Raw genomic sequence first — 24,203 nt, forward strand, 5'->3', positions numbered from 1 at the left:
CCTACCCGATCCCGTCGGCGATCGCCAGGGCCATCGCCATGATGGTCAGCTGCGGGTTCACCCCGGGGCAGCTCGGCAGCACCGAGGCGTCCGCGACGTGGACGCCCCGGACACCGCGGAGCCGCCCCGCGGGGTCGACCGGCGTACGCGCGCGGTCCGCGCCGAGCTTCGCCGTGCCGGTGGGGTGGAAGGCGGCCAGGTGCAGGTCCGCGGGCGCGGCCATGGCCGCGGCGCGGGTCAGCTCCGCCTCGTCCCGCACGGCCGGCTTGCGGGCCAGGCCGGTGAGCACCTCCTCCGCGCCCGCGGCGAACAGCACCCGGCCCATCGCGACGAGGGCGCGGCGCAGCCGGGCGGCGTCCTCGCGGGCCAGGTCGTAGCGGATCAGCGCGCGGTGCCGGGCGCCGTGGACGCGGCCCGAGGGGGCGTCGGCGATCATCGCGCCGAGCACGGCGAGGCGGTCGGCACCCGCCAGCTCGCGCCGCAGGCTCCGGCCGAGGCCCGGCAGCGGGAACGAGCTCATGCCGGGCGGGGTCGCCGTCGCCTCGATGAGGATGCCGTCGGCGTGGAGTTCCTCGATGCCGACGCTCTGCATCACGCCCGACCACGACACGACCGGCTCGGCGAAGCGCCCGGCCAGGTTCGTCGCCGGGTGGACGGCCATGCCGCGCCCCAGCTCCGGGTGCCCGCCGAGGCCGGAACGCCGCAGGAGCAGCGGTGTCCGGGTGGTTCCCGCCGCGACGACGATGCGCGGCGCGAGGATCTCCAAGAACGTCCCGTCGGGGCGGCGCGCCCGCACGCCGGTCGCGGTGCCGCGCTCGACCAGGATCCGCTCGGCGGTCGCCTCCGTGACGATGCGGGCGCCCGCCTCGCACGCCTGCGGCAGCGCGTTCAGGTGCACGCCGTACTTGGCGTTGTGCGGGCAGCCCACGGCGCACTGCGCGCTGCCCACGCAGCCCGGCGCGTTGCGGCGCAGCGGTGCCGCGCGCCAGCCGAGCCGTTCCGCGCCGGCGAGCGCGAGGAGCCCGTTGCGGCCGAGCTGCCCCATCGGCTGCGGCGCGACGCGCAGGGTCGCCTCCACCTCGTCCAGGCGGTCGCCGAACCCCTCGACGGGCGCGCCGGCCTCCGCCCACCGCCGCAGGACGTGCTCCGGCGTCCGGTAGCAGGTGCCGCTGTTGACCACGGTGGTGCCGCCGACCGCGCGGCCCTCGGGCAGCAGCACGGGCGGGCGGCCGAGCGCGAAGGTCGCGCCGCCGTCCCGGTACAGGCCGAGGAAGCGGTCGAGCGGCGGCCGGCCCCGGAAGTCGCGGGACGTGAACCGCCGCCCCTCCTCCAGGACGACCACCGACATCCCGCGCCGGGCGAGGGTGCGGGCCGCCATCGCGCCGCCCGCCCCCGACCCGATCACGACGGCGTCTGCGGTCGTGCACCCGGGCCACTCCGCGGCCGGCGCGCAGTCCAGCTCGGGATCGGGACGGGCCAGGCCGTGCGGGGGCGGCGGCGCGGGCAGCAGCTCCGTACCGGCCGCCAGCAGCAGCGGGATCTTCATCATCTCGGCCATCCGGGCGGTGGACGGGCGGGCGGCCACCCGGGCGCAGAACGCGTCGCGGCCGGCGGCGTCCAGGCCGTCCAGGGCGTGCCCGGTGGTGAGCCGCGCCAGCACGTCCAGGGTCCCCGCGCCGGTGCGCAGGCCGAGCCGCGCCGGGGCGGGCAGCGAGTCCGCGATGGCCTCGGCGCCGGCGGCGACGCGGGCGAGGTCGGCGGCGTCCTCGATGCCGAGCAGGGTCGCGACCGCCCCGGTCATGGCGTTCATCGCAGGCCCACCTCGGCGTGCCCGGTGCCGTCCAGGCGCCACTCCCGCTCGGTCTCCCAGCCGCGCCCGGCCCGCCGCGCCAGCACGATGCGGACGTCGGCGCGCTCGGAGTTGTGGCAGACGGCCGGGGCGCCGTCCGGGTCGGCGTAGTCCACGGCGACGGTCTCCTCCGGGTGCTGCGTCACCTCCACCAGGAGGGCCCGGTCGCCGATGCGGCCGCGTACCGTCCAGGCCGGCAGCCCGATGTCCGCTTTGAGGCGCCGCGCGGCGAGCAGCGGGTCGCCGGTGGCGAGGTCCTCGCCGTCCACCCGGAGCCGGACGAGCGGGAGCGGCGGGAGCCGGTTCAGCCCCGGCCGGGTGGAGACCGCGGCCACGATCTCGCAGACGTCGCCGCCGCCGAGGTCGGCGTGCAGCCAGGCCCAGCGCCGCGCGTTGCCGTGCCCGTAGATGCGGGCCGACGCGCCTGGCGCGCCGTCGAGTTCGAGCACGCGGTCGCCGAACCGGACCACCCCGTCGTACACCGCGGACGGCCGCGGGACGATCTGCGCCGCGGGCAGCAGCTCCGACTCCCACGCCCAGCGCGGGAAGGTGTGGACCGGCTCGCCGCCGCCGGTCTCGCGCAGCGACCACGCGATCGTCCCGGCGGTGCCGGTGAGCCGGTCGCCGACATGCGCGACGGGACCGGCGAGGAACCCGGCCTCGGGACGGTCCCACCCGTACGGGCCGAACCGGGCGAGGACCGGCCGCTCGCCGGGCGGGAAGACGGTGGCCCAGCCGTGCGAGCGCGCCTCGCCCCCGGCCGGCGCGAGCAGCTCGTGGTGGAGCCAGAACCCGGTCCCGGTCACCGGGTCGGTCAGCGTCGTGTACCAGACCTCCAGCCGCCCGGCCTGGCCCCGCCAGCGCGACCGCATCGGGTCGGGGCCGGGGAACCGGGCGCCGGCGATGAAGCGGGCCAGGTCGCGGCGCAGGTCGAAGCGCAGCAGCCCCTCGCCCGCCACGGTCCCGTCCTCGCCGGTCACCGTGACCGGGAGGGTGGTCATCGAGCGGACGGGCCGGCGCGGGTCGATCGACTTCCAGCCGTCCAGGTGCAGGCGCCGCCCGTCGCGGCCGGTGAAGTCCATGGTGTAGCGGATCCGGCGGGCGGTGAGCGGGGCGACGCGGAGCCGGCCCGCCGCCGAGTGGTCGTCGGCCCAGCCCGGTACGCGCACGTGCCCGGTCAGGGCGCCCTCGGTGTCGCTCCACGGCCGCAGCACCCCGGGCAGGTCAATCGACAGATCCAGCCGCATCGGGCGGTCGCGGTCCTCCCCGGCGAGGCGGAAGGCGCCCTCCATCACCTCGTCGAACGTCGTCCTCCGCGCTCTCGTGGACGGGGCCATCATCCGCTCCTCTCCGGGCCCTTGAGCATGATCGCTTCGGTCTCGGCGAAGTACGCCTCCGCGGCCCCGCGGGCCCGTGCGGGGTCGCCGGCGCACAGCGCGCCGACCAGCGGCGCGATCCGGTCGGCCGCGGCGGCGGGGTCGGCGAACGCGTGCGTGAACCGCTCCCGGACCTTCAGGTAGGCGTTCAGCAGCGAGTTGACCAGGAAGCCGTACACCCGGTTGCCGGTCGCGCCGGCGATGACGCGGTGGATCTCGCACTCGGTGAGCTGCGCCGCGTCCGCGTCGCCGGCGTCCCGCAGCAGCGCGGCCAGCTCCCGCAGCCGGTCCCGGTGCTCGGACGTGCCGTGCTCCGCCGCCTTGGCCGCCACCTGGGCGCCCACCTCGCGCCGCACCTCGAAGATCTCCCGCATCCAGGCCGGGCCGGCCGTGTGGACCAGCATCGGCAGCAGCTCGGGCCCGCCGAGCCGCTCGTAGTCGCGGACCCGGGTCCCGACGCCGTGCCGCGTCTCCAGCAGCCCGGCCTGCGCGAGGCGGACGATCGCGTGCTTCAGCGACGTCCGGGTGACCGCGTAGCCGGCGGCCAGCTCGCGCTCGGGCGGCAGGTAGGAGCCGGGCGGGTAGCGGCCGCTCAGCACGTCGTCGCGCAGCCGGTCGACGAGGGAGTCCACGACGGTGTCGCGGGGGATGGGCGAGGACGTCTCAACACTCCGGTGTAGTGGTCCAGTGGCTCAGCCACTGGACCACGAGCGGCGTTTCCGCGTCAAGACCCTTGGCACGCTGGAAGCCGGGGAACCCAGGGGAACCGGGGAACACGAGAGGGGACGCGCGACATGGTGGGCACGCTCGACTGGCGGCCGGCGAACGAGCACCGGGACCTGCTGGCGGAGCCGGTCGCCGCGGCGATCGGCGACGTGCCGGAGGCCGAGGTCGCCGGGATCGACCCGGATCTGGCCGACACGGCGGCGTTCTGCGAGCGCTACGAGGTGCCGCCGGAGCTCAGCGCCAACTGCGTGGTCGTCGCCGCGAAGCGCGGCGGCCAGGTCGCATACGCGGCCTGCATGATCCTCGCCGACGGCCGCGCGGACGTGAACGGCGTCGTCCGCAAGCACCTCGGCGCGCGGAAGGTGTCGTTCGCGCCGATGGACGAGGCGACCGCGCTCACGGGCATGGAGTACGGCGGGATCACCCCGGTCGGGCTCCCCGGGGGCTGGCCGATCCTGGTGGACGAGGCGGCCGCCGCCGCGTCCCGCGTCGTGATCGGCAGCGGCCTGCGCACGTCGAAGATCCTCCTGCCCGGCAAGGCGCTCGCCGGTCTCCCGGGAGCGGAGGTCATCGCCCTCGCGCTGTGACCGGCCGGGCGGCGCGCCCGGGCGTCACGCCGGAGCCGAGTCGACGGCGTAGCGGGTGCCGCCCGCGGCGCGGGCCAGGCCGAGGAGCGCGCGGTTGGCGGCGAGCATCTCCGGCACGGACGCGCAGCCGGGCGAGGCCGTCCGCAGCACGCTGAACAGGACGGGGTCCTCCGGCGCGCCCAGTGTCGGGACCCGGCCGACCCGCAGCGCCTTGATCAGGACGACCCCGCTGAGGCCGAGGTCGCGGGTGGCCATGGCCGCGAGCGTTGCCTCGATCACGGCGGCGGCGCGGGGCATGGGCAGGAAGACCATCCCCCAGGGGTGCGGGCGCGCCCACTCGCCGAGCGCGATCAGTTCCTCGACGTCGGGGCGCATGCGGTCGCAGAAGGCGGCATAGGGCAACTCCTCCACCTCCGACGTGCCGGGGGGAGGCTCGCCGCCGTCCCCGTACAGGACGGCCTTCGCCTCGTACGTCCAGCCGACCTCCGACGGTTTCACCTGCGCGGAAATGTGCTCGGCGGCCGTCTCGCGCTGGACGCGGAGGACGTCGGCGGCGTCCCGGCACGGGATGGTGCAGCACAGCACCCGCTCCGGTGCCGGGACGAGCCGGAGCGTCGCGGCGGTGATGACGCCGTGCCGGCCGAGGCCGCCGCGGACGGCGTCGAACAGCGCGGGCCGGACGGCGGGGGAGCAGGCCACGGCCTCGCCGTCCGCGACGACGTCCATCTGGAGGACGTTGTCGGCCTGCGTGCCATGGACGTGCGACGTCCCGCCGACGCCGCCCGCGGAGATCGTCCCGCCGACCGTCAGGTCGAGGTAGTCGGTCAGGACGGGCGGGGTCAGGCCGAGCGGCAGTGCCGCCGCCAGAACATCCCGCCACGTGGCGCCCGCCCCGGCCACCGCCTGCCGTTCCCCGACCTCCACGCCGGCGAGGCCGCGCAGGTCGAGCGACACGCCGCGGGTCAGCGACTGGCCGTACGTCGAGTGCCCCAGCCCGCGCGGCACCGTCTCGACGCGCTGCGCGGCGGCAGCGCGGACGGCGTCCGCGACCTCGTCCGCCGAGCCCGGCCGCACCACGCGGACGGGCGAGCACTCCACGATCCCCCCGAAGTCGCGCCCAGCGGAGTCAGGCATGGCCCCAGCATCCCCCACGCGGCGGTCAGCGGTCGCGCAGCCGGTCGGCCACCCGGCCGAGCGCGTCGCCGAGCACCTCGATCTCCTCAGGGGTCAGCACCTCGATCAGGACCTCGCGGACGACCCGCCGGTGCCCCGGCCTGACCCCGGCGAGCGCCGCGGCGCCCTCGCCGGTCAGCTCCGCCCAGACCGAGCGGCGGTCCGACTCGCAGCCGGTGCGCTTCACGAGCCCGGCCCGCTCCAGCTGGGTGACCTGGTAGGTGAGGCGGCTCTTGGAGACCATCACCTCGCGCGCGAGGTCCGACATGCGCATCCGGCCGCCCGCCGCGCCGTGCAGCTTGACCAGCACCTCGAACTCGGGGTGGGAGAGCCCGCCGTCCCGCTTGAGCTGCCGCTCGACCTCCTGGTCGACCAGGTGGGCCGCGGCCAGGAACGCCATCCAGGCCCGCAGCTCCCGCGGCTCCAGGGGCTCGCCCGCATCGCTCATGCGGTGATTCTAGTTGGCGTGAAAGATGGCTTGAATTTTCTAGATGGTCTGAATTTGAATCATTCTGACTGGCGCTCTGCCAGTCCGGTCCCGTTCTGCTGGTTCCGTCCACCGCCCCACCGGAGGAGACGAGGCATGCTCCCAGCCCGCCGCCACCCCGCCCTGACCGACGCCGGCCTCCTCATCGGCCGGCTCGCCGTCGGCGTGATCTTCATCGCGCACGGCTGGCAGAAGCTCACCGACACCGGGCACGACGGTGTCGCCGGCTCCTTCGCCGAACTGGGCATCCCGCTGCCGGGCCTGTCCGCGCACTTCGCCACCTGGGTCGAGCTGCTCGGCGGCGCCGCGCTCGTCGCCGGCGTCCTCGTCCCGGTCGCCGGCGTGCTGATCGCCATGGTCATGGGCGGAGCGTTCTGGTACGTGCACATGGACAACGGGCTCTACTCGCGCGAGGGCGGCTACGAGTACGTGGTCGTCCTCGGCGCGATCGCGCTGCTCTTCGCCCTCGTGGGCGGCGGCCGCTTCTCGCTGGACGCGGTCCTGTGGGGCCGCCGCGAAGGAGCACCCGAGCGGGAGTCCGCACCGGCCTGACCCCTCTCGCCCGTGCCCGCCCGGCCCCGCCGGCGCCCGCGACCTCCGCGGGACGCTCGCGGGGCCGCTTGGCATCGTTTGCCAACGTCTGTTCACTTAACGGCATCAAATGGTGTTATGTGATCTAAGTCACATTTTGTCCAGCTGCGTCAACGACGTGACCGGCGGGTAAACATCGGTCACCTGGCGGGAAAGCAATATGGCCCGCTCCAATCCCCGCGGCGGGCCGCCCGGCCGCCTGACATCTCCCTTTGCAGGGCATCGCGGCTTACCGTCGAAGTGACAAGATGTTCCCAATGACCGTTTCTGGGCATGAGTGATCGCTGAGAGTTCCTTGAGAGGCGGGTCGCAGGTGTCGCGCGGTAGTGAGTTCGTTGTGGTGGCCAACCGGCTTCCGGTCGACCGGAAGGTGGGAGCGGACGGCATCCCGCGCTGGCGGCGCAGCCCCGGCGGGCTCGTCAGCGCCATCGCCCCGGTGATGCGGAGCAGGAAGGGCACCTGGATCGGCTGGACGGGCGCGCCGGACGAGGAGATCGAGCCGTTCGAGGAGGACGGCATGTCGCTCCACCCCATCGCGCAGTCCGCGGAGGAGGTCGAGCTCTACTACGAGGGCTTCTCGAACGCCACGCTCTGGCCGCTCTACCACGACGTCGTCGCCCCGCCCGTCTACGACCGCGCGATGTGGGACGCCTACGTCCGCGTGAACAGGCGGTTCGCGGAGGCGGCGGCCGAGGTCGCGTCCGAGGGCGCGATCGTCTGGGTGCAGGACTACCAGCTCCAGCTCGTCCCGCGGATGCTGCGCGAGCTGCGGCCCGACCTGCGGATCGGGTTCTTCCTGCACATCCCGTTCCCGCCGCTGGAGCTGTTCTGGCAGCTGCCGTGGCGGCGGCAGATCCTGGAGGGCCTGCTCGGCGCCGACCTGGTCGGCTTCCAGCTCCCGGGCGCGGCGGCCAACTTCGTGCGGCTGTGCCGGCGGCTCCTGGAGGCCCGCTACGTCAAGCAGGACGTCTACTGGGACGACCGCGTCGTGCGGGCCCGCGCGTTCCCGATCTCGGTGGACGTGGACGAGCTCGACGAGCTCGTCGGGCGCCCGGAGGTCCAGGAGCGCGCACAGGAGATCCGGAACGACCTCGGGGACGCGACCGTCCTGCTCGGCGTCGACCGCCTCGACTACACCAAGGGCATCACGCAGCGGCTGCAGGCGTTCGGGGAGCTGTTCGAGGACGGCCACCTCAAGCCGGGGCAGGCCGTGTTCGTGCAGATCGCCACGCCGAGCCGGGAGCGGGTCGAGCAGTACCAGCTGCTCCGCGAGGAGATCGAGCAGCAGGTGGGACGAATCAACGGCGAGTATGGCGAACTGGGCTTTCCGGTCATTCACTATATGCACAGTTCGTATGACCGTCCCGAGCTGACCGCGCTCTACCTGGCGGCGGACGTCATGGTCGTGACCCCGCTCCGGGACGGCATGAACCTGGTCGCCAAGGAATACGTGGCGTGCCGCAAGGACCTGCGCGGGGCGCTCGTGCTCAGCGAGTTCACCGGTGCCGCGGCCGAGCTCAAGCGGGGCGCGTTCCAGGTCAACCCGTACGACATCGACGGCCTGAAGGGGACGCTGCTGTCCGCCCTCGCGGCCGAGCCGGCCGAGCAGGCGCGGCGGATGCGCACGATGCGCCGCCGCGTCATCGAGAACGACGTGGACCGCTGGGCGCGCGCCTTCCTCAGTGAGCTGGAGCGTCCGGAGCGCTCCGTCCAGGCGCGGCCGGCTCCCGTGTCTGCGGAGGGCTGACCCGCAGGTCGAAGGCCGCCCAGACGGCCTTGCCGCCGGTGGCGAGCCGCGCCCAGCCCCACGCGTCGCTGACCGCGCCGACGACGAGGAGGCCGCGGCCGCCCTCGACGAACCGGTCCGGGTCGCTCGCGAGCGGCTCGGGCGGACGCCCGTTCGGGTCGGTCACCGAGACGACGAGCCGCCGCGGGTGCGCGATCAGGACGAGCTGGATCGGGCACAGCGGCAGCGGCTGGGGGAGTCCCTCCATGCCGTGCCGGAGCGCGTTCGTGGCCAGCTCGGACACCGCGATCACGACGTCCTCCACGCCTGCGGCCAGCCCCCATTCGCCCAGCGTGGCCTGGGTGAACTCGCGCGCGGAGCGCGGGGTCGTGATCTCCGCCGGGAACACGCGCCGCGCCATGCGCGGCGAGCCCGTGTGCGGCGTGGGCCACAGCCCGGCGAGGCCGGGCTCCACCACCGGGACGGCCGCGGAACCGTTCGCCGGCCCGTTCGGGCCGTGCGGGTCGTGCGGCGCCCGGGGGGCGTCCGGCCAGGGGTGAAGGGCCGCGCCACGACGCGGCCGGCCGCCTCCCATGGCGGCGGGAGCTGCGACTTCGTCTGCCTGGTCAACGGTCATGGTCTGAACCTCAGAGGCGTGCGGGGTCGGTCACCGGCGAGCGTTCGCTATCTTGCTCCCCAAGCCGTGCAGATGCAAGACCGTCTGCATGAACGAATGCAAGAACGAATGCACGTGCATCTCGTACCATTTGTGTGGGGTGGGGCGAGATCGCGGCCTTCCTGCGGCAAGCGGGAGGGCTGAGACGCCTAGAGGGGGCAACGATGGACGGCCAACCGATGTCGGACGTCTGGCGCAGCGAGCTCGTCTGGCAGAAGAGCCGGCGCAGCAACCCGTCCGGGAACTGCGTCGAGATGGCCGAACTCCCCAACGGGGAGATCGCCGTGCGCAACTCCCGTGACCCCGAGGGAGCGGTGCTCGTCTACACGCGCGAGGAGGTGGAGGCCTTCGTGGGAGGGGCCAAGGACGGCGACTTCGACCACATGCTGGTCTGACGTGGCGGGATGGCCCCCGCGCGCGAAACCGAACGGGATTCCATTCCACCGTCCGGCCCGGTAGCGTGCGGCCATGCATCTGGGGCAGATCGCCGCACAGACGCCCGACAAGCCCGCCGTCGTCATGGCGGGCTCCGGGCAGGTCATCACGTTTCGGGAACTCAACGAGGAGTCCAACCGGCTCGCGCAGCTGCTCCACGCGGAGGGGCTGCGCCCGGGGGACCACATCGCCTTCATGCTGGAGAACCATCCGCTGTACCTGGCCATAGCCTGGGCGGCACAGCGGTCGGGGCTCTACTACACCGCGATCAGCACGCGGCTCCAGCACGAGGAGCTCGCCTACATCGTCGACAACTGCGGGGCCAAGGCCTTCATCACCTCCGCGTCGATGGAGACCGCCGTCAAGGCCCCGCCCGAGGTGCCGCTGCGCCTCATGCTCGGCGGCACGGCACCCGGCTACGACTCCTACGAGGCGCGCGTCGCCCAGCACCCGCCCACGCCCATCGAGAACGAGTGCGAAGGCGTGGACATGCTCTACTCGTCGGGGACGACCGGCCGCCCCAAGGGGGTGAAACCGGCCCTCTCCAAGGCGCCCATGGGCGAGCCGGGCCCGCTCTACCAGCTGCTCTCGCTGCTCTTTCAGCCCGACGCCGACTCGGTCTACCTGTCGCCGGCGCCGCTCTACCACGCGGCACCGCTGCGCTACTGCATCACCATGCACCGCTTCGGCGCGACGGTGGTGGTGATGGAGAAGTTCGACCCCGAGGCGGCGCTCGAGGCCATCGAGAAGTACGGCGTCACCCACAGCCAGTGGGTGCCGACCATGTTCATCCGGATGCTCAAGCTCCCGGAGGAGACCCGCGCCCGCTACGACGTGTCGAGCCTGCGCGCCGCCGTGCACGCCGCCGCGCCCATCCCCATCCCGATCAAGGAGCGGATGATCGAGTGGTGGGGCCCGATCCTGCACGAGTACTACGCGGGGACCGAGGGCAACTGCTTCGTCTACACCAACTCCGAGGACTGGCTGACCCACAAGGGCACCGTCGGGCGGTGCGTCCTGGGCGAGGTCCACGTCTGCGACGAAGAGGGCAACGAACTGCCGCCCGGGGAGCCCGGGACGCTGTACTTCGGCAACGGCCCCCAGTTCGAGTACCACGACGACGACGCCAAGACGGCCGCGTCCAGGGACCCGAAGGGCCGCGGCTGGAGCACCCTCGGCGACGTCGGCTACGTGGACGGGGACGGCTTCATCTACCTCACCGACCGCCGCGCCTACATGATCATCAGCGGCGGGGTGAACATCTACCCGCAGGAGGCCGAGAACGTCCTCGCCGTCCACCCCAAGGTGGCCGACGTCGCCGTCTTCGGCGTCCCGGACGCCGAGATGGGCGAGGCGGTGAAGGCCGTCGTGCAGCCCCTGTCGATGGACGAGGCCGGTCCCGAGCTGGAGGCCGAGCTCATCGCGTACTGCCGCGACCAGCTCGCCCACTACAAGTGCCCGCGCTCGGTCGACTTCCGGCCGGAGCTGCCCCGGCACCCGACCGGCAAGCTCTACAAGCGGCTGCTGAAGGACGAGTACTGGGCGGACCGTCCCGCGAAGGCCTGAGACGGCCCTGGACGGCGAAGGCCCCGGCCGGGGTCACTCGGATCCCGGCCGGGGCCTTCGACGCGGCAGAGGCGCGCTCAGTGCATCGGCATCGGCGCGTCGACGCCCGTCACCTCGGGCTTCCTGCGCGGCAGCAGCAGCGCCGGCAGGAACGCCAGCGCGATCAGCCCGACCGCGTACCAGTAGGTGTGCTGGAACGCGTCCGCCATCGGACCGGCGATCTTCTCCATGATCTGCGGCGGGACCTCCTCGGTGGAGCCGATCTCACCGCCGGACCCGTCGCCGAGCTCGGCCGACAGCTGGCGGGCCAGCAGCACCGACATCATCGCGGTGCCGATGGACGCCGACACCTGCTGGATGATGTTCAGCATCGTGCTGGCGCGCGGCACCTCGTCGTGGACGAGGGTCTGGATGGCCGCGGCCATGGTCGGCATCATCGTCATGCCCATGCCGAGACCCATCACGAACAGCACCGTGCCGAGCGTCCAGTAGGACGTGTCCGCCCCCAGGACCGCCGCGAAGGCCGCCACCGACAGCACCACGACCGCCATGCCGACCAGCACGACCCGGCCCGGCCCGATCCGGTCGGTGAGCTTCCCGCCGATCGGCATCGTGACCATCGCGCCGAGGCCCTGCGGGGCCAGCAGCAGGCCCGCGCTCATCGCGCCCTCGGCGCGCACCGTCTGGAAGTACAGCGGCAGCAGCAGCATCGCGCCCATGAACGCGATCGAGAACAGCACCATCGTGCCGGACGCCGCCGCCACCGACCGGCGCTTCAGCAGCCGCAGGTCGATCAGCGGGTTCCGCGCGGACAGGGCCCGGAACACGAACCCGATGACCAGCACCGCGCCGACCGCGGTGAAGACGAGCGGCTCCGTCAGCATGAAGTCGCGCTCCTCGGCGCCGCGCGCGACACCGTAGATCAGCGACGCCAGGCCGGGCGACAGCAGGAGCAGCCCGATGAAGTCGAGCCGCTCGGCGGGCTGCGGCTCGTCCGCCTTGAGGATGCGGCCGGCCAGGAACAGCGCGATGATGCCGATCGGCAGGTTGATGAAGAAGATCCACCGCCACGACACGTCGTCGACGAGCCAGCCGCCGAGGATCGGGCCGGTGATCGGGCCGAGCAGCATCGGGACGCCGATGATGCTCATCACCTGGCCGACCCGCTGCGGCCCCGCCGCCTGCGTCAGGATCGTCATGCCGGCCGGCATGATCATGCCGCCGCCCAGGCCCTGCAGGACCCGGAAGAAGATCAGGGACTCGGCCGACCACGCGAACCCCGCGAGCGTCGAGCCGAGCACGAACAGCACCAGCGAGATCATGTACAGCCGCTTGGTGCCGAACCTCGCACAGGCCCACCCGGTGATCGGGATGACCGTGGCCAGCGCCAGGGTGTAACCCGTCGCGACCCACTGGATCGTCGCCAGGGGGGTCTTGAACTCCCTGGCCAGGTCGTTGATGGCGACGTTGACGACGGTCACGTCCAGGATCGACATGATCGCGCCGAGGACGACGACCCCGGCCACCGCCAGCACGCCGCGATCTAGACCTCCGCCTGCGTCGGGCTCCTCTCTGGGGCCTTCCGCCATCTTGGGAGATGCGGGAGCGGTCAACTCACATCCAATCGTCAGGCCCCGCATGCGGGCACGCAGGGACCAGGTGGTCACGTCTCAAGGGGTACCGCCGCAAAATACTGCAGCGACTGACACTTCCGCGAACGGTTAACTCCCGCCGCTTCCCGGAGTATTCCGCCCGGCTCCGACGAATTTCCCTGCTCCCCACCCGCCCGCGGCAACCCTCAGCCGACCTTGAGGTGAACCCGGTGTGACACACCCAACATCCCGTCCCGTCCAGACCCTGTCCGTTGCGCCTCACCACCACTGTCGCGGGCGATCGCCCGGCCGCCCTCCGCAACTATGCGTAGTTTCGTTAATACTCTTGGTGGTCGATCGTGGGAGGTGTCATGTCAGCCGAGGTGCCCGAAAGCCCGCTGGCCGTATCGATGGTCGGCCTGCTCACCGGCGGCTGGGTCGCCCAGGCGGTGAGCGTGGCCGCCCGCCTGAAGATCGCCGACCACCTCGCCCGCGGCCCCCGCTCCGCCGCCGACATCGCCGCCGCGGTGGGGGCGGACGCACCTACCTTGCACCGCCTGCTCCGTGCCCTCTCCGACGTCGGCGTCGTCCAGGAGCGTGAGGACGGCCTCTTCAGCGGGACCGCTCTCGGGGACCTCCTGCGCAGCGACATCCCCTCCCTGCGCGGCTATGCCCTGCTGACCGGCGCGTCCTTCCACCGGGACGCCTGGAGTGCCCTGGAGCACAGCGTCCGCACCGGCGAGTCGGCGTTCACGCACGTCCACGGCCAGGAGGTCTTCGACCACCTGCGCGACAACCCCGCCGACGGCGACGTCCTGGACGCGGCGATGATCGCCCTCTCCGGCGCGTTCATCGCCCCGGTGGTCGCCGCCTGCGGCTTCCCTTCCGGCCACACGATCGTGGACGTGGGCGGCGGCCACGGCGTCGTCCTCGCCGAGATCCTCGCCGCCAACCCCGGCACCCGGGGCATCCTGTACGACCTGCCGGAGGTCGTCGCCGACGCCGCGGGCGGTCCCCTTCGTGAGGCCCTCGCCGAAGACCGCTGCCAGATGATCGGGGGTAGTTTCTTCGATTCCGTGCCGCCCGACTGCGACAGTTACGTCCTCAGCCACATCGTTCACGACTGGGACGACGACCGGGCCGCCCAGATCCTCACCAGCTGCCGCCGGGCCATGAGGCCCGACAGCCGTGTCCTCGTCGCCGAGGGCATCCTCCGCGAGGGCCCGGCCGCGTCTCGTATCAAGTGGCTGGACCTGGAAATGCTCGTGATGACCCGTGGGGGCCTGCAACGTACCCAGTCCGCGTACGAGGCCCTCTTCGGGCGCGCCGGCCTCCGCTTCACGGGTATCCCCGCCCACAGCCCGACCTTCACCGTCCTGGAAGCGCGCCCGGCCTAAGCGACGTGGTCCCGCAGCGCCGTCGTGAGTTGCAGGACGGACGGCACATGGACATAGCCCTGACGGCGCCGCCCACCGACGGAGACCTTCAGGTCCGGGTGGTAGGTGGTGGGGCAAATGCCTTCGTAACCGTGCCTGACGATCCCCCAGTAGATGTCCTCGGACACTACGAGCACCAAGGGAGACGGCGTGTTCCGCAGGCACTGCTTCAACTTCGGTGCGTCGAGCAGCCGGCACGCCAGGTCGACCGCCTCCCCGAAGCACCCCTTGCCGTCCCGGTGGACCTCTCCGGCGTGCACGGCGGCCCGGAGCCGCAGCCCGAGGCGAGGCAGTTCGGCGACCGGAAGGTCCGCGTTGTACCCGGCGAGCTGCTGCGCGAGCTTCGGGACGAGCCGGGACAGCAGCAGTGTCTTGGGCAGCTCGTCCACCGGGTGCAGCAGGACGAGCACTCCGTCGCCCCGGTCCTCGAACGGATCGCACCAGCCGCCGTCTATCCCGGTGTAGTCCATGGCCCGGCCGAGCATGTCGTAGACCTGCGAACGCAGTTCCTGCCTGATCGGATTCGTCCGCACGGCCGCCGTCGACCCCTCGATGTCGATGACAAGGATGCTCCTGTGCACTGGCTGACTGCTCACCGGAGCGACCCCCAATCTCGCCTTTCCGCCGGCATGCCCCACCGATGGGCAGGGCCTCGGAGCACGGCCACGAAGGAATCGTGGCCCTGGATGTGGCCCGGCGAGCCGCCGTCGCCTCGCGAGCCGTGCTGACGTTCCGGATGCGGGGTCTCCGAACCGCGTCGACTGTGTCGGTGTAATTGACCACTCTTGGAGCGTTATGGCCAGTTTGCGTAGTTAGTGAAGATCTTGCAAGATGCACAGCCAGATGCACACGAAGGGGAATGGCTATGTGGCGGTGAGGCCAGTATGCTGACCGTATAATCCCACCTAGTCGACTTATCGGGTTGTACCTGCAGGTGGCGACCCCGGGTGTTGCCTAGTCTGGTTACCGCAGGATGTCGTAGGATGTCCGTGCAACTTGCAGAGCAAGACGCCTCGAAATCTTGCTCACGGCGGAGGGCGGCCTTGGAGGCATCATGGCGGCAACTCCGACGGCCCGGCAGCGCCGTCTCGGGAAAGAGCTGCACCGGCTCAGGGAAGACTTCGACGCCACGGCCGAGGAGATAGCCAACCGCCTGGGCTGGTCCCAGGCCAAGCTCAGCCGGATCGAGAACGCCCGGATCGGCGTCCGGGTCTCCGACGTGCGCCTGTTGCTTGAGTTGTACGAAGTAGACGAGGGGCGCAAGGGGGAGATCCTCGCCTTGGCCGAGGCCGCGACCCGGCGCGGGTGGTGGCACCGGTACCAGCAGGTGCTGCCGGAGCAGTTCGCCAAGTTCGTTGCTTTGGAGGCCGAGGCGAGCTCTGCGTTGGCCTATGCGACGTACACCGTCCCCGGCCTTCTCCAGGACGAAGAGTATGCCAGGCGCACGCTGGAAAGCGCCCGCGCCGTCACGGTCGACACGCAACGTGACATCTCCACCCGCGTCGAGGTGCGGATGCGCCGGCAGGAACTGCTTCTCCGAAAGGAGAACCCGCTCAAGTTCGACGTTATCATCGACGAATCCGTACTGCTGCGTACGATCGGCAACCGCGACGTAATGCGGCGGCAGATGCTAAAGCTGCTGTCACTCGCCGAACTACCCGAGATCACGATCCGGGTGTTGCCCTTGGGTGTTCATCGGGAGCCCATCGTGGGCGAGGCGTTCATCCTTCTGAAGTTTCGTTCCACCGAGGACGATGCGGAATCAGCTGTCGCTGAGGATGAAGAGGATGTCAACTTCTCCGATGTCGTCTATATCGACAATTCGTGGATGACGGCGGCTGAATTCCTGGACGAATCCCTGACAGAGCGGTATCACCGTTCGTGGGAAGCGCTCAGGTCCGTGGCACTGTCGCCCGACGACTCTGTACAGCGCATCTACCAGATCGAACGGGAGCGGTGGTCCCCGTGACGCCAGACGTTATCCGCTAGTGTCATGCGCCTGACGTTTGGACGCAGAGCGTGCGAAGATGTAAAGATCTATTCGGCGATTTTGGTTTACAGGAACTGCATGGGTTGTTACTTCAGTATCGGACCCAGTGACGCAAGTCGGCCGCCAGCGCTTGCACGCTACTGCGGGCATTGCGGTCTTTACATCAAGCAAGCGGTAGATCTGCGACCGATGTTCTTGCCTGATCGGACATGCGTCCGCGGGCCTTTTGTCACCTACTCGATGTCAACGGTAAGGATGCTCCTGTGCACTGATTGACAACGCATCCGAGTGGCCCCGATCCCGCACCGCCGGACCCGCTGGTATTCCTATATTCGTGTGACTAGGACGACAATTGCTAGGACGATAAGCGGCGCGAATGCATCATAAATGCCTTCCTGGCGAGGTATGAGCCCTCGACACCTAGGTGTGCGAATATCACCCGAGTGCAGGAACCGGATGGTATTCCACGAATGCCGATCTCCACGGAAGGGGCTAGATATAGTCTTCACATGCCTGCGGGTCATGCAAGCTGCAGACTCATCTGCAGTGCACTGAAATCGTCTTTGTGTCCGAAGGGATAGTTGGTTCGTTCCACGGCAGGCAGGATGATTCCAATAAGAGGAAAGTGACTCGAACAGATCTAGTGTGCTAAGTGGCAGAGGTTCAACTTGCACTGCAACTTGCATCAACGGAAATGTTGGTTCGGGATGGTTAAAGTGATCCGCTGGAGGCAAGGTGGCGATAGCGCCGACAGTTCGACGACGCCGGCTCGGGATCGAGCTCAACCGTCTAAGGGAGCGACTCGGGCCAACGGTCGAGGAGGTTGCGGCGCGACTGGACTGGTCGCCGTCCAAGCTCAGCCGGATCGAGAACGCCCGCATTGGCGTCCGAGTCTCCGACGTGCGCCTGTTGCTGGAGCTTTACAAGGTGGACGAAGCGCACCTGGGTGAAGTCCTCGCTCTCGCCCAGGCCGCGATGCAGCCGGGATGGTGGGCGAATTATCGCGACATACTACCCGGAAATTTCGGCACGTACGTTGCTTTGGAGGATGAGGCGCTTCTTGCGCTGACATTTACGGCATACGCCGTGCCAGGGCTGCTTCAATGTGAGGAGTACGCCCACCGTGTATTGGAGAGTGGTCGGGTGATCGCCATATCCACTCCGCGTGAGGTTGCGCGTCGGCTGGAGTTGCGCATGCGCCGCCAGGAGTTGCTGCACCGAGAGAAGCCGCTGACTCTCTCCGCTGTGATCGACGAGTCCGTTCTATTGAGGATGGTAGGTGATCCCGACGTCATGCGCCAGCAGATGCGCACTCTGCTCGACTTTGCCGTCCTCCCGAACGTTCAGATTTATATACTTCCGTTGAAGGTTCACAGAGAGCCAATATTGTCAGAGACTTTTACGCTGCTTAAGTTTGAGCCAGCCTACCGTGTGCCCTTTCCTGACATTGTATACATCGACAATGTCTCAACTATGGCAGACCTGCAAGACGATGAAGTCACTCACACGTATCGGATGTGCTGGGAGTCGCTAAAAAGTATTTCGCTGACGGCGGACGAGTCCATGGTTCACATCTCCAGGATGGCTGATGAGTGGGGACGTCGCTAACAGTCTAAGGAGTGCTGGAAACGTTAAGGGTGCATGGAGGTTTCTTGCGATCGCCTTGAGTTTTTTCCTTTCGCAGCGGTAGATAGTTGTCGTCCACAAATCGTCGGCGAGCAGCCATGCATGGACATGGAGGTGGATGAGCGCGGGTGTGCAGTCGAAGAGTCCATCGCAATCCGCCGTGGTGGCGCGCGCACGGGCCGCATGGAAAGTGGGGCGGGTGCTCGCCGGGCTGAACTACATCGATCCGCCGGTCGTCCTCAGCGCTCATCTGCCGCCGGTGCATCACAGGACCGAGACGCTGCTCGATTCGCTCGCGCAGGCTCAGACGGGGGTGAACGACGCCGACCCGGACCGGGTGGCGTCCCAGAGGATGCTCGGTGAGGTCCTTGCCCGCGCCGGTTCTGGTGGAGCGTCCGGCGAGCCAGCGGCCCACCGCGAGCTGCGCCACCGATCCGCCGACCCGCAGTACGGCCAGTTCGACGGACACGGCACCCCCAATTCACCGGGAGCGGCCATTATCGCGGAAAATCCCCGTGCACGCTCAAGTTGCAACTATCTACCGTTTTCCGGAACGCCCGAAAAGGATGGACCCGGCCGACGCCATTTCACGCTCTGTCGGCTCTGAAGCGCGGTCTCCGTACCTGGGAAGCTGGTCGTGGTCGGTGCGGAGCAGCGTCGCCACCAGCAGGACAGGTGTCGACAGGCCGCCACCTGGAGCCGGTACCGGCGATCCTTTGCGAGTGTTTGGGGTGTACCTGGCGGTGTGCCGGTGCGGGGCGGGCATGTGTCACTGAATCGGAGATTGGGGCACATTATGTACATTTCACGTCCTGCCTCGGATGTCGTCGCGTTGACGGACGCCGTTCCGGTTCCAGGGATCGGGTTCCTGCCCGTCAACGCCTACGTCCTCTACGCCAGGGAGCCGGTGCTCATCGATACGGGTCTGGGGGCGTCGAGTCCGGAGTTCCTGGAGGAGTTGTGGTCGCTGGTCGAGCCCTCCGACCTGCGGTGGGTCTACCTGACCGATCCCGACCACGCCGAGAGCGCCCTGGAGGTCCTCGATGCCGCGCCGGACGCGCTGCTGGTGACGACGTACCTCGGCATGATGTTGCTGTCGATCGAGAAGCGGATCCCCGCCGAGCGGGTGTTCCTGCTCAATCCCGGCGAATGGCTGGACGTGGGTGACCGGCGGCTCGGCGCGTTCCGGCTTCCCGTCCACCATGGCCCGGCGGCGACGGGGCTCCTCGATGACCTCACCGGTACGTACTTCAGCTCCGACTGCTTCGGGGCGCCCATGACGACGGGCGATCTTGTGCAGAGCGACGACATCGGGGCGGTTCCCTCCTCCGATCTCGTGGCCGGCCAGCGCCTCTGGGCGGCGGTGGACTGCCCGGGGCTCATCTACGTTGACCGGGACGAGTTCCTCACCCGGCTGGCATTGCTGGGGAGTCTCGACCCGCCCGTGGTTCTCGGCTCCCACCTGCCCTCCGCGCACCACAAGACCGAAACTCTTCTCGACACCCTTGCCAGTGCTCAGGAGGCGCCGTCGTACGCCGCCCCCGATCAAGCGACGGTCCGCAGGATGCTGCACGAACTGGAACCCACCCACGCCTGAGCCCCGCTCACCCGAGGTCGATCTCGAACCACACGGCATGGCCCTTATCCAGCCGGGCCGCGCCCCAGTCGGTGGACAGGAAGGCCACGATCCGCAGGCCCCGGCCGCAGACGTCCATCTCGTCCACCGTGGACAGATGCGGCACGGTCTCGGTGTCGCCGTCATCGATGACCTCGATGCGGACGATCTTCTCCGAGTGGCTCACCTCCACGCGGACCTGCCCATCCCGCCCGGACTCGGTGTGCCGGACGGCATTGGTGATCAGCTCGCTCATGCACAGCGCGGCGTCGTCGAACGCCGGGTGCTCGCCCAGCACGTCCCGCAGCCACCGCCGCGCGTGCCCGGCCGCCCGGTCCATCCCCGGCAGCAGGAACGCATCGAATTTCAGGGTCGGCACCGTCACTACTCCACTCCTTCCGGATCCTCGTGTCCGAAAAGAATGGGCAGGACGCGCTGGTCCGAGCGATGCGTTCGTCTCCCTCGTCCCGAGGTCCCCGGGCACGATGGCCCGAGTCACTTTTGACTGAGTCACCGTGTCCAACCAGGCGAACATGCCCCATGACTACGCATAGTCAGGTAATGATTACGCCATGGACAACCCGCAGCGTCCGACCATGCGAAGCCGCAAGCTCGGCGCGATGCTGCGCGAGCTGCGGGAGAGCCGCGACCTCAACCTCCAGAAGGCCGCGCGCCTGCTGAACCGCACGCCGTCCTCCCTGAGCAAGCTGGAGACCGGCAAACGCGGCATCCGCCGCCCGGCCCTGGAGCACATGCTCGACCGCTACGAACTCACCGACCCGGTCCAGCGCCAGGCCCTCTTCGATCTCGCCCGCCACGCCACAGAGAAGGGCTGGTGGCACCGCTACGAAGGGAAGATTTCACCCTCGATGCTCGACTACATCTCCTTGGAGGCCGAGGCCACGTCGATCAACAGCTTCCAACTCCACCTCGTCCCCGGACTTCTGCAAACCGAGGACTATGTGCGGGCGAACATGGTGACCGGCGTATCCCAGGGCAGGAAGTTGGATGTTGACGGTTTGGTCGAGATTCGGATGCGTCGCCAGCAAGTTCTCTTGGGGGAGAACCCGCCACTTCTCTGGGCCATAGTGAGCGAGGCCGCGCTCCGCCAGCAGTTCGGTGGTGCGGACGTGATGAGAGCGCAGCTTAGTAGGTTGATCGAACTCTCGGTGCTCCCGAATGTGACCTTCCAAGTGCTCCCGTTCTCAGCGGGCGCCCACCCGGGTCTAAACGGATCCTTCACCGCGTTGACGACCAAGGAGCTCTCGGTGGTTCTGGTTGAGAACTTGACTAGCGGTTGGTACCTGGAGCATGCGGACGACATCCGCCGTCACAGCGTGGTCTTCGACCATCTCCGAGCCCTCGCGCTATCACCGGACGATTCCCGATCACTGATCGAACAGCTAGTGTCAGAGTCATGACCAGTCGGCAGCTCGTCTTTTCTGCATGGCGCAAGAGCAGTCACAGCGGGAATGAAGGACAGGAGTGCGTGGAGGTCTCCGCGATCTGGCGCAGGAGCAGCTACAGCGGCAGTGAAGGGCAGATGTGCGTGGAGGTGGCCGCGCCGATGGATCAAGGGGTGGCGCTGCGCGACTCCAAGGACGTCAATGGGCCGATGCTCTCCGTCGCGCCGACCGTGTGGGCGTCCCTCCTCGCCGACATCAAGGCGGGCTCGCTCGACCTCACCCGCTGACGTCGGAGGTTGAGCAACCTGATCGGCCCGGCGGGCGGCGGGCGGGAGTGGGCCGTCGACAAGCTGAACGCCTTGCGGCTCGGCCAGTGGTTGGTCGCGGAGATCCCGGCCTCGGCGCCTGGTCGGCAGACCTTCGTCGAGATCATGCCGATCACTACCCCGGCGGATGAGCAGGCCCGTCGAGAGGGCTGGAAGCGATCCGACCGTGCTCGTACGTTCCGCCTTGAGCATTGGGAATTCGACTCCGAGCGCCTCTTCGGCTTCGACTATGACATCGGAGCCGTCCTCGTCCGGACCGGGGTAGCCGTAGGCGAGCCGGAGTTGAACGCCACGCTGCAGGTATGGCAGTTGGATCCTGGGCAGTTCGTCTATCCATGGCAGTGCGACTACCCGAGGTAGTTGCCGGCGTCGTCAGTTTCGGAGGCGGGCGTAGATGTCGCCGGAGCGGCCTCGGGGGCGGATTCGGTCTAGCCGGCGTTCCAGGGTGGCTGCGTCGAGCCAGCGGGGGCTGGCGAACTTCATCGTTTCGATGGGGGAGTAGTTGTAGACGTAGCCGCCTGCGGAGCTGCCCAGGCGCTCCACGTGGCGGAGGGCCTCCAGGGTGGCGTCGTGGGCCGACGGCACGTACTCGAAGGACAGGGCCGGGACGGGGTGGGTCAGGCCGGCGAGGACGTCCGCCTCGTAGCCCTCTACGTCGATCTTGCAGAAGGCCGGTACGCCGTGGGCGGCGATGAGGTCGTCCAGCGTGGTGACCTCGATTTCGAGGGTCTGGTCCCAGCGGACGTGGGCGAAGCTGCTGTCCGTCGTCACCGATTTGATCCAGTCGGGGGACATCGAGGAGACCGTGGGCGTCGCCGTCGAGAGTGCCAGTTCCGCGTGGCCAGGCTTTGCTCCTGCGGCGCCGGGGACGATCGTGACGTCCTCGTCGCGGCCGTAGAAGAGGCGTAGGACGCTCAGGCAGTCGGGCTGGGGCTCGACCGCGACCACGCGGGCGCCGAGGTGCCGCCATACGCGTATCCGGCCGCCGACGTGCGCGCCGATGTCGAACGCGAGATCGTCCGGGCCCAGGAACTCGCCGTAAAGGCGCTTCGCGCGTCGGTGCTTGCCCGGGACGCCGTAGTACATGACCAGGGAGCGGGCGATGCCGTATGCGCGCTGGAGCATCTGCCGACCCTACCGCGCTCCTCCTCGGCGGGCCGTGCAACAGATCGCGGGGGCCGGGCGTCCTGGGTGTGATGGGAAGGACGGGCCTCTTGACCGATGACGTGACGTACGAGGAATTCGTGACGACCCGTGCGCATGCTCTGCTCCGCTACGGCTACGTGCTCACCGGCAACGCCGACGATGCGGCGGACCTGGTGCAGGACGGGCTGGTCCGGCTGCGCGGCAGCTGGGAGCGGGTCGTCAACAAGAACGATCCCGAAGGGTACGTCCGCACGATCATGGCGCGCCGGCACATAAGCCTGTGGCGGCGGCGAAAACGGGAGCGCCTGGTCGGCAGCGTGCCGGAAGAGCGGTACGACGACCGCGGCATCGAGCAGGCCGAGCACGACCCGCGGCTGTGGGAGGCGCTGGCCGAGCTGCCGCCGCGGCAGCGGGCGGTGCTGGTCCTGCGCTACTACGAGGACCTGGCCGACGAGGAGATCGCCGGGATTCTCGGGATCTCGCGCGGAACGGTCCGCAGCCAGGCGGCCCGCGCGCTCGGCAAGCTCCGCGCGGACTGGCGTCCGGCCGCCGCGGTCGCAGGGGGAGGGCACCATGACCGATGATCTGGACCGCGCGCTGCGCGGCACGCTCACGACCGCCGCGCGGAAGGCACCGCCCGCCGAACCCGGGCTGCTGCAGCGGATCGAGGCGGGGCACCGGAGAAGGCGGCGCCGCCGGGCGTCCGCCGCGGCGCTCGCCGCCGCGGTCGTCCTCGGCGGGACGGGCGCGGCCGGCGGGTTGATGCGGTCCGGCGAGGATGCGCCTCCCGTCGCCGCGCCCGGCAAGCTCAAGCCGGTGTCGCGCGCGGCCCTCGGCGCGCCGGTCAAGGTGCGCGAACAGTGGCCGGACGCCGTCCGGAGCATCCCCGGCGAACTGCCGAACGGGCGCGAGCTGCACCCCGTCGATCTCCTGGACGGCGGCACGCTGGTGGGGGCGACATGGTCGTCCCTCCAGAAGCCGGACGAGCTGTGGTCCTACGACCTCGACACCCAGAAGGCCGCCGTGATCACCGACATCGTGGTCCCGCGCGGCTCGAAGATCTACGCGTCCGACATCACCGTGGGGGGAGGCCAGGTCGTCTGGTGGCTGTCGTACCGGGTGGAGGGGCGCGACACGGTGGAGATCTGGGGTGCCCCGGTCGCCGGCGGGGCCGCACGCAAGGTCACCGGGATGCGAGGGGATTCGGTGTCCACGCTGCTCATCGACGGCGACACCGTCGTCTGGGGCATGGAGGACGCCGTATACCGGGTGCCGCTGCCGGGCGGGACGCCCGAGGAGATCCCCGGCACCGGCGGCTTCGAGATCGTCTCGTGGCCCTGGATCGGCTCCCCCGCCGCCGACGGTGACCGAGCCGGGTACATCAGGTACCGGTCGCTGTGGAACGTGCGGACCGGGGAGCGCCGCGGCGCCCATCTCGCGCCTCTCAAGGGAGCGTGGTCATGCGGGGTGATCTGGTGCGTCGGCGCCACCTCGCGCGTACGGGGCGCCACCGACGACCGGGGCATGGTGACCGCCGTGCAGCTCAGGGACGGAAGGGCCGGCAAGGCACTGCCCTTCGACGATCCCATGGGGCCGGGACGGCAGATCGTGTACGGACGGTTCCTTCCCTACTTCCCGAAGGGGCTCCGGACGGAGAACCACGTCCTGTACGACGTCGAGACCGGCAAGCTGCTCGACACCGGGATACGGCGGTACAACGAGGTGATGGGGCGGGCGCGCAATGACCGCGATCCGCACTACTTCGTCACGAACAAGGACGGGACGACGCTGATCGATCTTTCGAAGATCCGCTGAAGTCGGGTGCGCGAAACGCCCTGCCGGCCCGCGCCCGCGGCCGGCCGGCAGGGCGCCCC

General features: G+C 69.8%; 25 protein-coding genes. 15 read left to right on the forward strand and 10 right to left on the reverse strand.

Translation table 11 applies throughout. The features are described from left to right. Window position 1 precedes the first annotated feature (1 nt). The 3 genes from IEZ03_RS22190 to IEZ03_RS22200 are packed head-to-tail and all read right to left on the reverse strand — an operon-like array spanning window position 2 to window position 3,857. A complete protein-coding gene (locus tag IEZ03_RS22190; RefSeq protein WP_184885908.1) occupies window positions 2-1,810 on the reverse strand; it encodes a GMC family oxidoreductase in 1,809 nt (602 codons plus the stop codon). After that, a complete protein-coding gene (locus IEZ03_RS22195; RefSeq protein ID WP_221480796.1) occupies window positions 1,807-3,186 on the reverse strand; it encodes a tocopherol cyclase family protein in 1,380 nt (459 codons plus the stop codon). Before IEZ03_RS22195 ends, IEZ03_RS22190 begins: the two co-directional genes overlap by 4 nt. Continuing rightward, the gene (locus tag IEZ03_RS22200; protein ID WP_221480795.1) at window positions 3,186-3,857 is read right to left on the reverse strand and encodes a FadR/GntR family transcriptional regulator; all 672 of its coding nucleotides are present in this window, start codon (window positions 3,855-3,857) and stop codon (window positions 3,186-3,188) included. Before IEZ03_RS22200 ends, IEZ03_RS22195 begins: the two co-directional genes overlap by 1 nt. 162 nt (window positions 3,858-4,019) lie before the next feature. On the opposite strand from IEZ03_RS22200, the gene IEZ03_RS22205 reads away from it, so the two are divergent. Then, complete coding sequence (locus IEZ03_RS22205; protein ID WP_184885906.1) at window positions 4,020-4,538, forward strand: YbaK/EbsC family protein; 519 nt, start codon at window positions 4,020-4,022, stop codon at window positions 4,536-4,538. Between the two features lie 24 nt (window positions 4,539-4,562). On the opposite strand, the gene IEZ03_RS22210 is transcribed toward IEZ03_RS22205, so the two are convergent. Both IEZ03_RS22210 and IEZ03_RS22215 read right to left on the reverse strand, forming a co-directional pair. Beyond that, entirely contained in the window at window positions 4,563-5,672 is a 1,110-nt protein-coding gene (locus IEZ03_RS22210; protein ID WP_184885904.1) for an FAD-binding protein, read from the reverse strand. A gap of 25 nt (window positions 5,673-5,697) precedes the next feature. Further along, window positions 5,698-6,159, reverse strand: a complete 462-nt coding sequence (locus IEZ03_RS22215; protein WP_184885902.1) for a MarR family winged helix-turn-helix transcriptional regulator — start codon at window positions 6,157-6,159, stop codon at window positions 5,698-5,700. Window positions 6,160-6,294: 135 nt separating this feature from the next. Here IEZ03_RS22215 and IEZ03_RS22220 point away from each other — a divergent pair, with 135 nt between their 5' ends. After that, window positions 6,295-6,750 carry a DoxX family protein gene (locus IEZ03_RS22220; protein WP_184885900.1) on the forward strand — a complete coding sequence of 152 codons (456 nt, stop codon included), beginning with the start codon at window positions 6,295-6,297 and terminating at the stop codon, window positions 6,748-6,750. Between the two features lie 352 nt (window positions 6,751-7,102). Then, a complete protein-coding gene (locus IEZ03_RS22225) occupies window positions 7,103-8,536 on the forward strand; it encodes an alpha,alpha-trehalose-phosphate synthase (UDP-forming) (protein ID WP_132052609.1) in 1,434 nt (477 codons plus the stop codon). Here the strand turns inward: IEZ03_RS22225 and IEZ03_RS22230 are convergent. Continuing rightward, window positions 8,469-9,152: an ATP-binding protein gene (locus IEZ03_RS22230; protein WP_184885898.1), complete on the reverse strand. Its 684-nt coding sequence runs from the start codon at window positions 9,150-9,152 to the stop codon at window positions 8,469-8,471. The genes IEZ03_RS22225 and IEZ03_RS22230 overlap by 68 nt on opposite strands. 203 nt (window positions 9,153-9,355) lie before the next feature. On the opposite strand from IEZ03_RS22230, the gene IEZ03_RS22235 reads away from it, so the two are divergent. Both IEZ03_RS22235 and IEZ03_RS22240 read left to right on the forward strand, forming a co-directional pair. Next, window positions 9,356-9,586 carry a DUF397 domain-containing protein gene (locus IEZ03_RS22235; RefSeq protein WP_184885896.1) on the forward strand — a complete coding sequence of 77 codons (231 nt, stop codon included), beginning with the start codon at window positions 9,356-9,358 and terminating at the stop codon, window positions 9,584-9,586. Window positions 9,587-9,659: 73 nt separating this feature from the next. Continuing rightward, window positions 9,660-11,192 (forward strand): acyl-CoA synthetase, encoded by a 1,533-nt coding sequence (locus tag IEZ03_RS22240; protein ID WP_184885895.1) that lies wholly within the window; start codon window positions 9,660-9,662, stop codon window positions 11,190-11,192. 77 nt (window positions 11,193-11,269) lie between these two features. Here IEZ03_RS22240 and IEZ03_RS22245 read toward each other — a convergent pair whose 3' ends face one another. Continuing rightward, window positions 11,270-12,727, reverse strand: coding sequence for a DHA2 family efflux MFS transporter permease subunit (locus IEZ03_RS22245; RefSeq protein WP_229808487.1), 1,458 nt, complete (start codon window positions 12,725-12,727; stop codon window positions 11,270-11,272). A 428-nt stretch (window positions 12,728-13,155) separates the two neighbouring features. Here IEZ03_RS22245 and IEZ03_RS22250 point away from each other — a divergent pair, with 428 nt between their 5' ends. Beyond that, window positions 13,156-14,181, forward strand: coding sequence for a methyltransferase (locus tag IEZ03_RS22250; protein ID WP_184885891.1), 1,026 nt, complete (start codon window positions 13,156-13,158; stop codon window positions 14,179-14,181). Here the strand turns inward: IEZ03_RS22250 and IEZ03_RS22255 are convergent. Beyond that, window positions 14,178-14,816 (reverse strand): nucleotidyl cyclase domain-containing protein, encoded by a 639-nt coding sequence (locus IEZ03_RS22255; RefSeq protein ID WP_221480793.1) that lies wholly within the window; start codon window positions 14,814-14,816, stop codon window positions 14,178-14,180. The two genes, IEZ03_RS22250 and IEZ03_RS22255, sit on opposite strands and share 4 nt — an antisense overlap. 458 nt (window positions 14,817-15,274) lie before the next feature. On the opposite strand from IEZ03_RS22255, the gene IEZ03_RS22260 reads away from it, so the two are divergent. The 4 genes from IEZ03_RS22260 (at window position 15,275) to IEZ03_RS22275 (ending at window position 19,433) form a co-directional block, all read left to right on the forward strand. Next, entirely contained in the window at window positions 15,275-16,189 is a 915-nt protein-coding gene (locus IEZ03_RS22260) for a helix-turn-helix domain-containing protein (RefSeq protein WP_184885887.1), read from the forward strand. 756 nt (window positions 16,190-16,945) lie between these two features. Further along, window positions 16,946-17,818, forward strand: coding sequence for a helix-turn-helix domain-containing protein (locus tag IEZ03_RS22265; protein ID WP_184885885.1), 873 nt, complete (start codon window positions 16,946-16,948; stop codon window positions 17,816-17,818). A 136-nt stretch (window positions 17,819-17,954) separates the two neighbouring features. Then, complete coding sequence (locus tag IEZ03_RS22270; RefSeq protein WP_184885883.1) at window positions 17,955-18,443, forward strand: hypothetical protein; 489 nt, start codon at window positions 17,955-17,957, stop codon at window positions 18,441-18,443. Window positions 18,444-18,668: 225 nt separating this feature from the next. Then, a complete protein-coding gene (locus IEZ03_RS22275; protein WP_184885881.1) occupies window positions 18,669-19,433 on the forward strand; it encodes an MBL fold metallo-hydrolase in 765 nt (254 codons plus the stop codon). Window positions 19,434-19,440: 7 nt separating this feature from the next. Here IEZ03_RS22275 and IEZ03_RS22280 read toward each other — a convergent pair whose 3' ends face one another. Further along, window positions 19,441-19,836: an ATP-binding protein gene (locus IEZ03_RS22280; RefSeq protein ID WP_184885879.1), complete on the reverse strand. Its 396-nt coding sequence runs from the start codon at window positions 19,834-19,836 to the stop codon at window positions 19,441-19,443. Window positions 19,837-20,023: 187 nt separating this feature from the next. On the opposite strand from IEZ03_RS22280, the gene IEZ03_RS22285 reads away from it, so the two are divergent. The 3 genes from IEZ03_RS22285 to IEZ03_RS22295 are packed head-to-tail and all read left to right on the forward strand — an operon-like array spanning window position 20,024 to window position 21,543. Next, the gene (locus IEZ03_RS22285) at window positions 20,024-20,872 is read left to right on the forward strand and encodes a helix-turn-helix domain-containing protein (protein WP_184885877.1); all 849 of its coding nucleotides are present in this window, start codon (window positions 20,024-20,026) and stop codon (window positions 20,870-20,872) included. Beyond that, complete coding sequence (locus IEZ03_RS22290) at window positions 20,869-21,144, forward strand: DUF397 domain-containing protein (RefSeq protein WP_184885875.1); 276 nt, start codon at window positions 20,869-20,871, stop codon at window positions 21,142-21,144. Before IEZ03_RS22285 ends, IEZ03_RS22290 begins: the two co-directional genes overlap by 4 nt. Window positions 21,145-21,153: 9 nt before the next feature. Continuing rightward, the gene (locus tag IEZ03_RS22295; RefSeq protein ID WP_221480792.1) at window positions 21,154-21,543 is read left to right on the forward strand and encodes a hypothetical protein; all 390 of its coding nucleotides are present in this window, start codon (window positions 21,154-21,156) and stop codon (window positions 21,541-21,543) included. 12 nt (window positions 21,544-21,555) lie between these two features. On the opposite strand, the gene IEZ03_RS22300 is transcribed toward IEZ03_RS22295, so the two are convergent. Beyond that, entirely contained in the window at window positions 21,556-22,308 is a 753-nt protein-coding gene (locus tag IEZ03_RS22300; protein ID WP_184885873.1) for an FkbM family methyltransferase, read from the reverse strand. A gap of 89 nt (window positions 22,309-22,397) precedes the next feature. Between IEZ03_RS22300 and IEZ03_RS22305 the strand changes: the two genes are divergently transcribed. Next, window positions 22,398-22,913, forward strand: coding sequence for a SigE family RNA polymerase sigma factor (locus tag IEZ03_RS22305; RefSeq protein ID WP_229808488.1), 516 nt, complete (start codon window positions 22,398-22,400; stop codon window positions 22,911-22,913). Continuing rightward, complete coding sequence (locus IEZ03_RS22310; protein ID WP_184885870.1) at window positions 22,903-24,144, forward strand: TolB-like translocation protein; 1,242 nt, start codon at window positions 22,903-22,905, stop codon at window positions 24,142-24,144. Before IEZ03_RS22305 ends, IEZ03_RS22310 begins: the two co-directional genes overlap by 11 nt. Window positions 24,145-24,203: the final 59 nt, after the last annotated feature.

Source organism: Actinomadura livida, assembly GCF_014648675.1.
Classification (GTDB): Bacteria; Actinomycetota; Actinomycetes; order Streptosporangiales; family Streptosporangiaceae; genus Spirillospora; species Spirillospora livida.

Excerpts from the sequence above, each read along its gene's own strand:
- IEZ03_RS22190 (WP_184885908.1), bottom strand. The coding sequence starts at position 1,810 with ATGAACGCCATGACCGGGGCGGTCGCGACCCTGCTCGGCATCGAGGAC.
- IEZ03_RS22220 (WP_184885900.1), top strand. The coding sequence starts at position 6,295 with ATGCTCCCAGCCCGCCGCCACCCCGCCCTGACCGACGCCGGCCTCCTC.
- IEZ03_RS22290 (WP_184885875.1), top strand. The coding sequence starts at position 20,869 with ATGACCAGTCGGCAGCTCGTCTTTTCTGCATGGCGCAAGAGCAGTCAC.
- IEZ03_RS22310 (WP_184885870.1), top strand. The coding sequence starts at position 22,903 with ATGACCGATGATCTGGACCGCGCGCTGCGCGGCACGCTCACGACCGCC.
- IEZ03_RS22270 (WP_184885883.1), top strand. The coding sequence starts at position 17,955 with ATGAGCGCGGGTGTGCAGTCGAAGAGTCCATCGCAATCCGCCGTGGTG.
- IEZ03_RS22195 (WP_221480796.1), bottom strand. The coding sequence starts at position 3,186 with ATGGCCCCGTCCACGAGAGCGCGGAGGACGACGTTCGACGAGGTGATG.
- IEZ03_RS22285 (WP_184885877.1), top strand. The coding sequence starts at position 20,024 with ATGGACAACCCGCAGCGTCCGACCATGCGAAGCCGCAAGCTCGGCGCG.
- IEZ03_RS22300 (WP_184885873.1), bottom strand. The coding sequence starts at position 22,308 with ATGCTCCAGCGCGCATACGGCATCGCCCGCTCCCTGGTCATGTACTAC.
- IEZ03_RS22205 (WP_184885906.1), top strand. The coding sequence starts at position 4,020 with ATGGTGGGCACGCTCGACTGGCGGCCGGCGAACGAGCACCGGGACCTG.
- IEZ03_RS22210 (WP_184885904.1), bottom strand. The coding sequence starts at position 5,672 with ATGCCTGACTCCGCTGGGCGCGACTTCGGGGGGATCGTGGAGTGCTCG.
- IEZ03_RS22215 (WP_184885902.1), bottom strand. The coding sequence starts at position 6,159 with ATGAGCGATGCGGGCGAGCCCCTGGAGCCGCGGGAGCTGCGGGCCTGG.
- IEZ03_RS22230 (WP_184885898.1), bottom strand. The coding sequence starts at position 9,152 with ATGACCGTTGACCAGGCAGACGAAGTCGCAGCTCCCGCCGCCATGGGA.
- IEZ03_RS22235 (WP_184885896.1), top strand. The coding sequence starts at position 9,356 with ATGGACGGCCAACCGATGTCGGACGTCTGGCGCAGCGAGCTCGTCTGG.
- IEZ03_RS22240 (WP_184885895.1), top strand. The coding sequence starts at position 9,660 with ATGCATCTGGGGCAGATCGCCGCACAGACGCCCGACAAGCCCGCCGTC.
- IEZ03_RS22250 (WP_184885891.1), top strand. The coding sequence starts at position 13,156 with ATGTCAGCCGAGGTGCCCGAAAGCCCGCTGGCCGTATCGATGGTCGGC.
- IEZ03_RS22260 (WP_184885887.1), top strand. The coding sequence starts at position 15,275 with ATGGCGGCAACTCCGACGGCCCGGCAGCGCCGTCTCGGGAAAGAGCTG.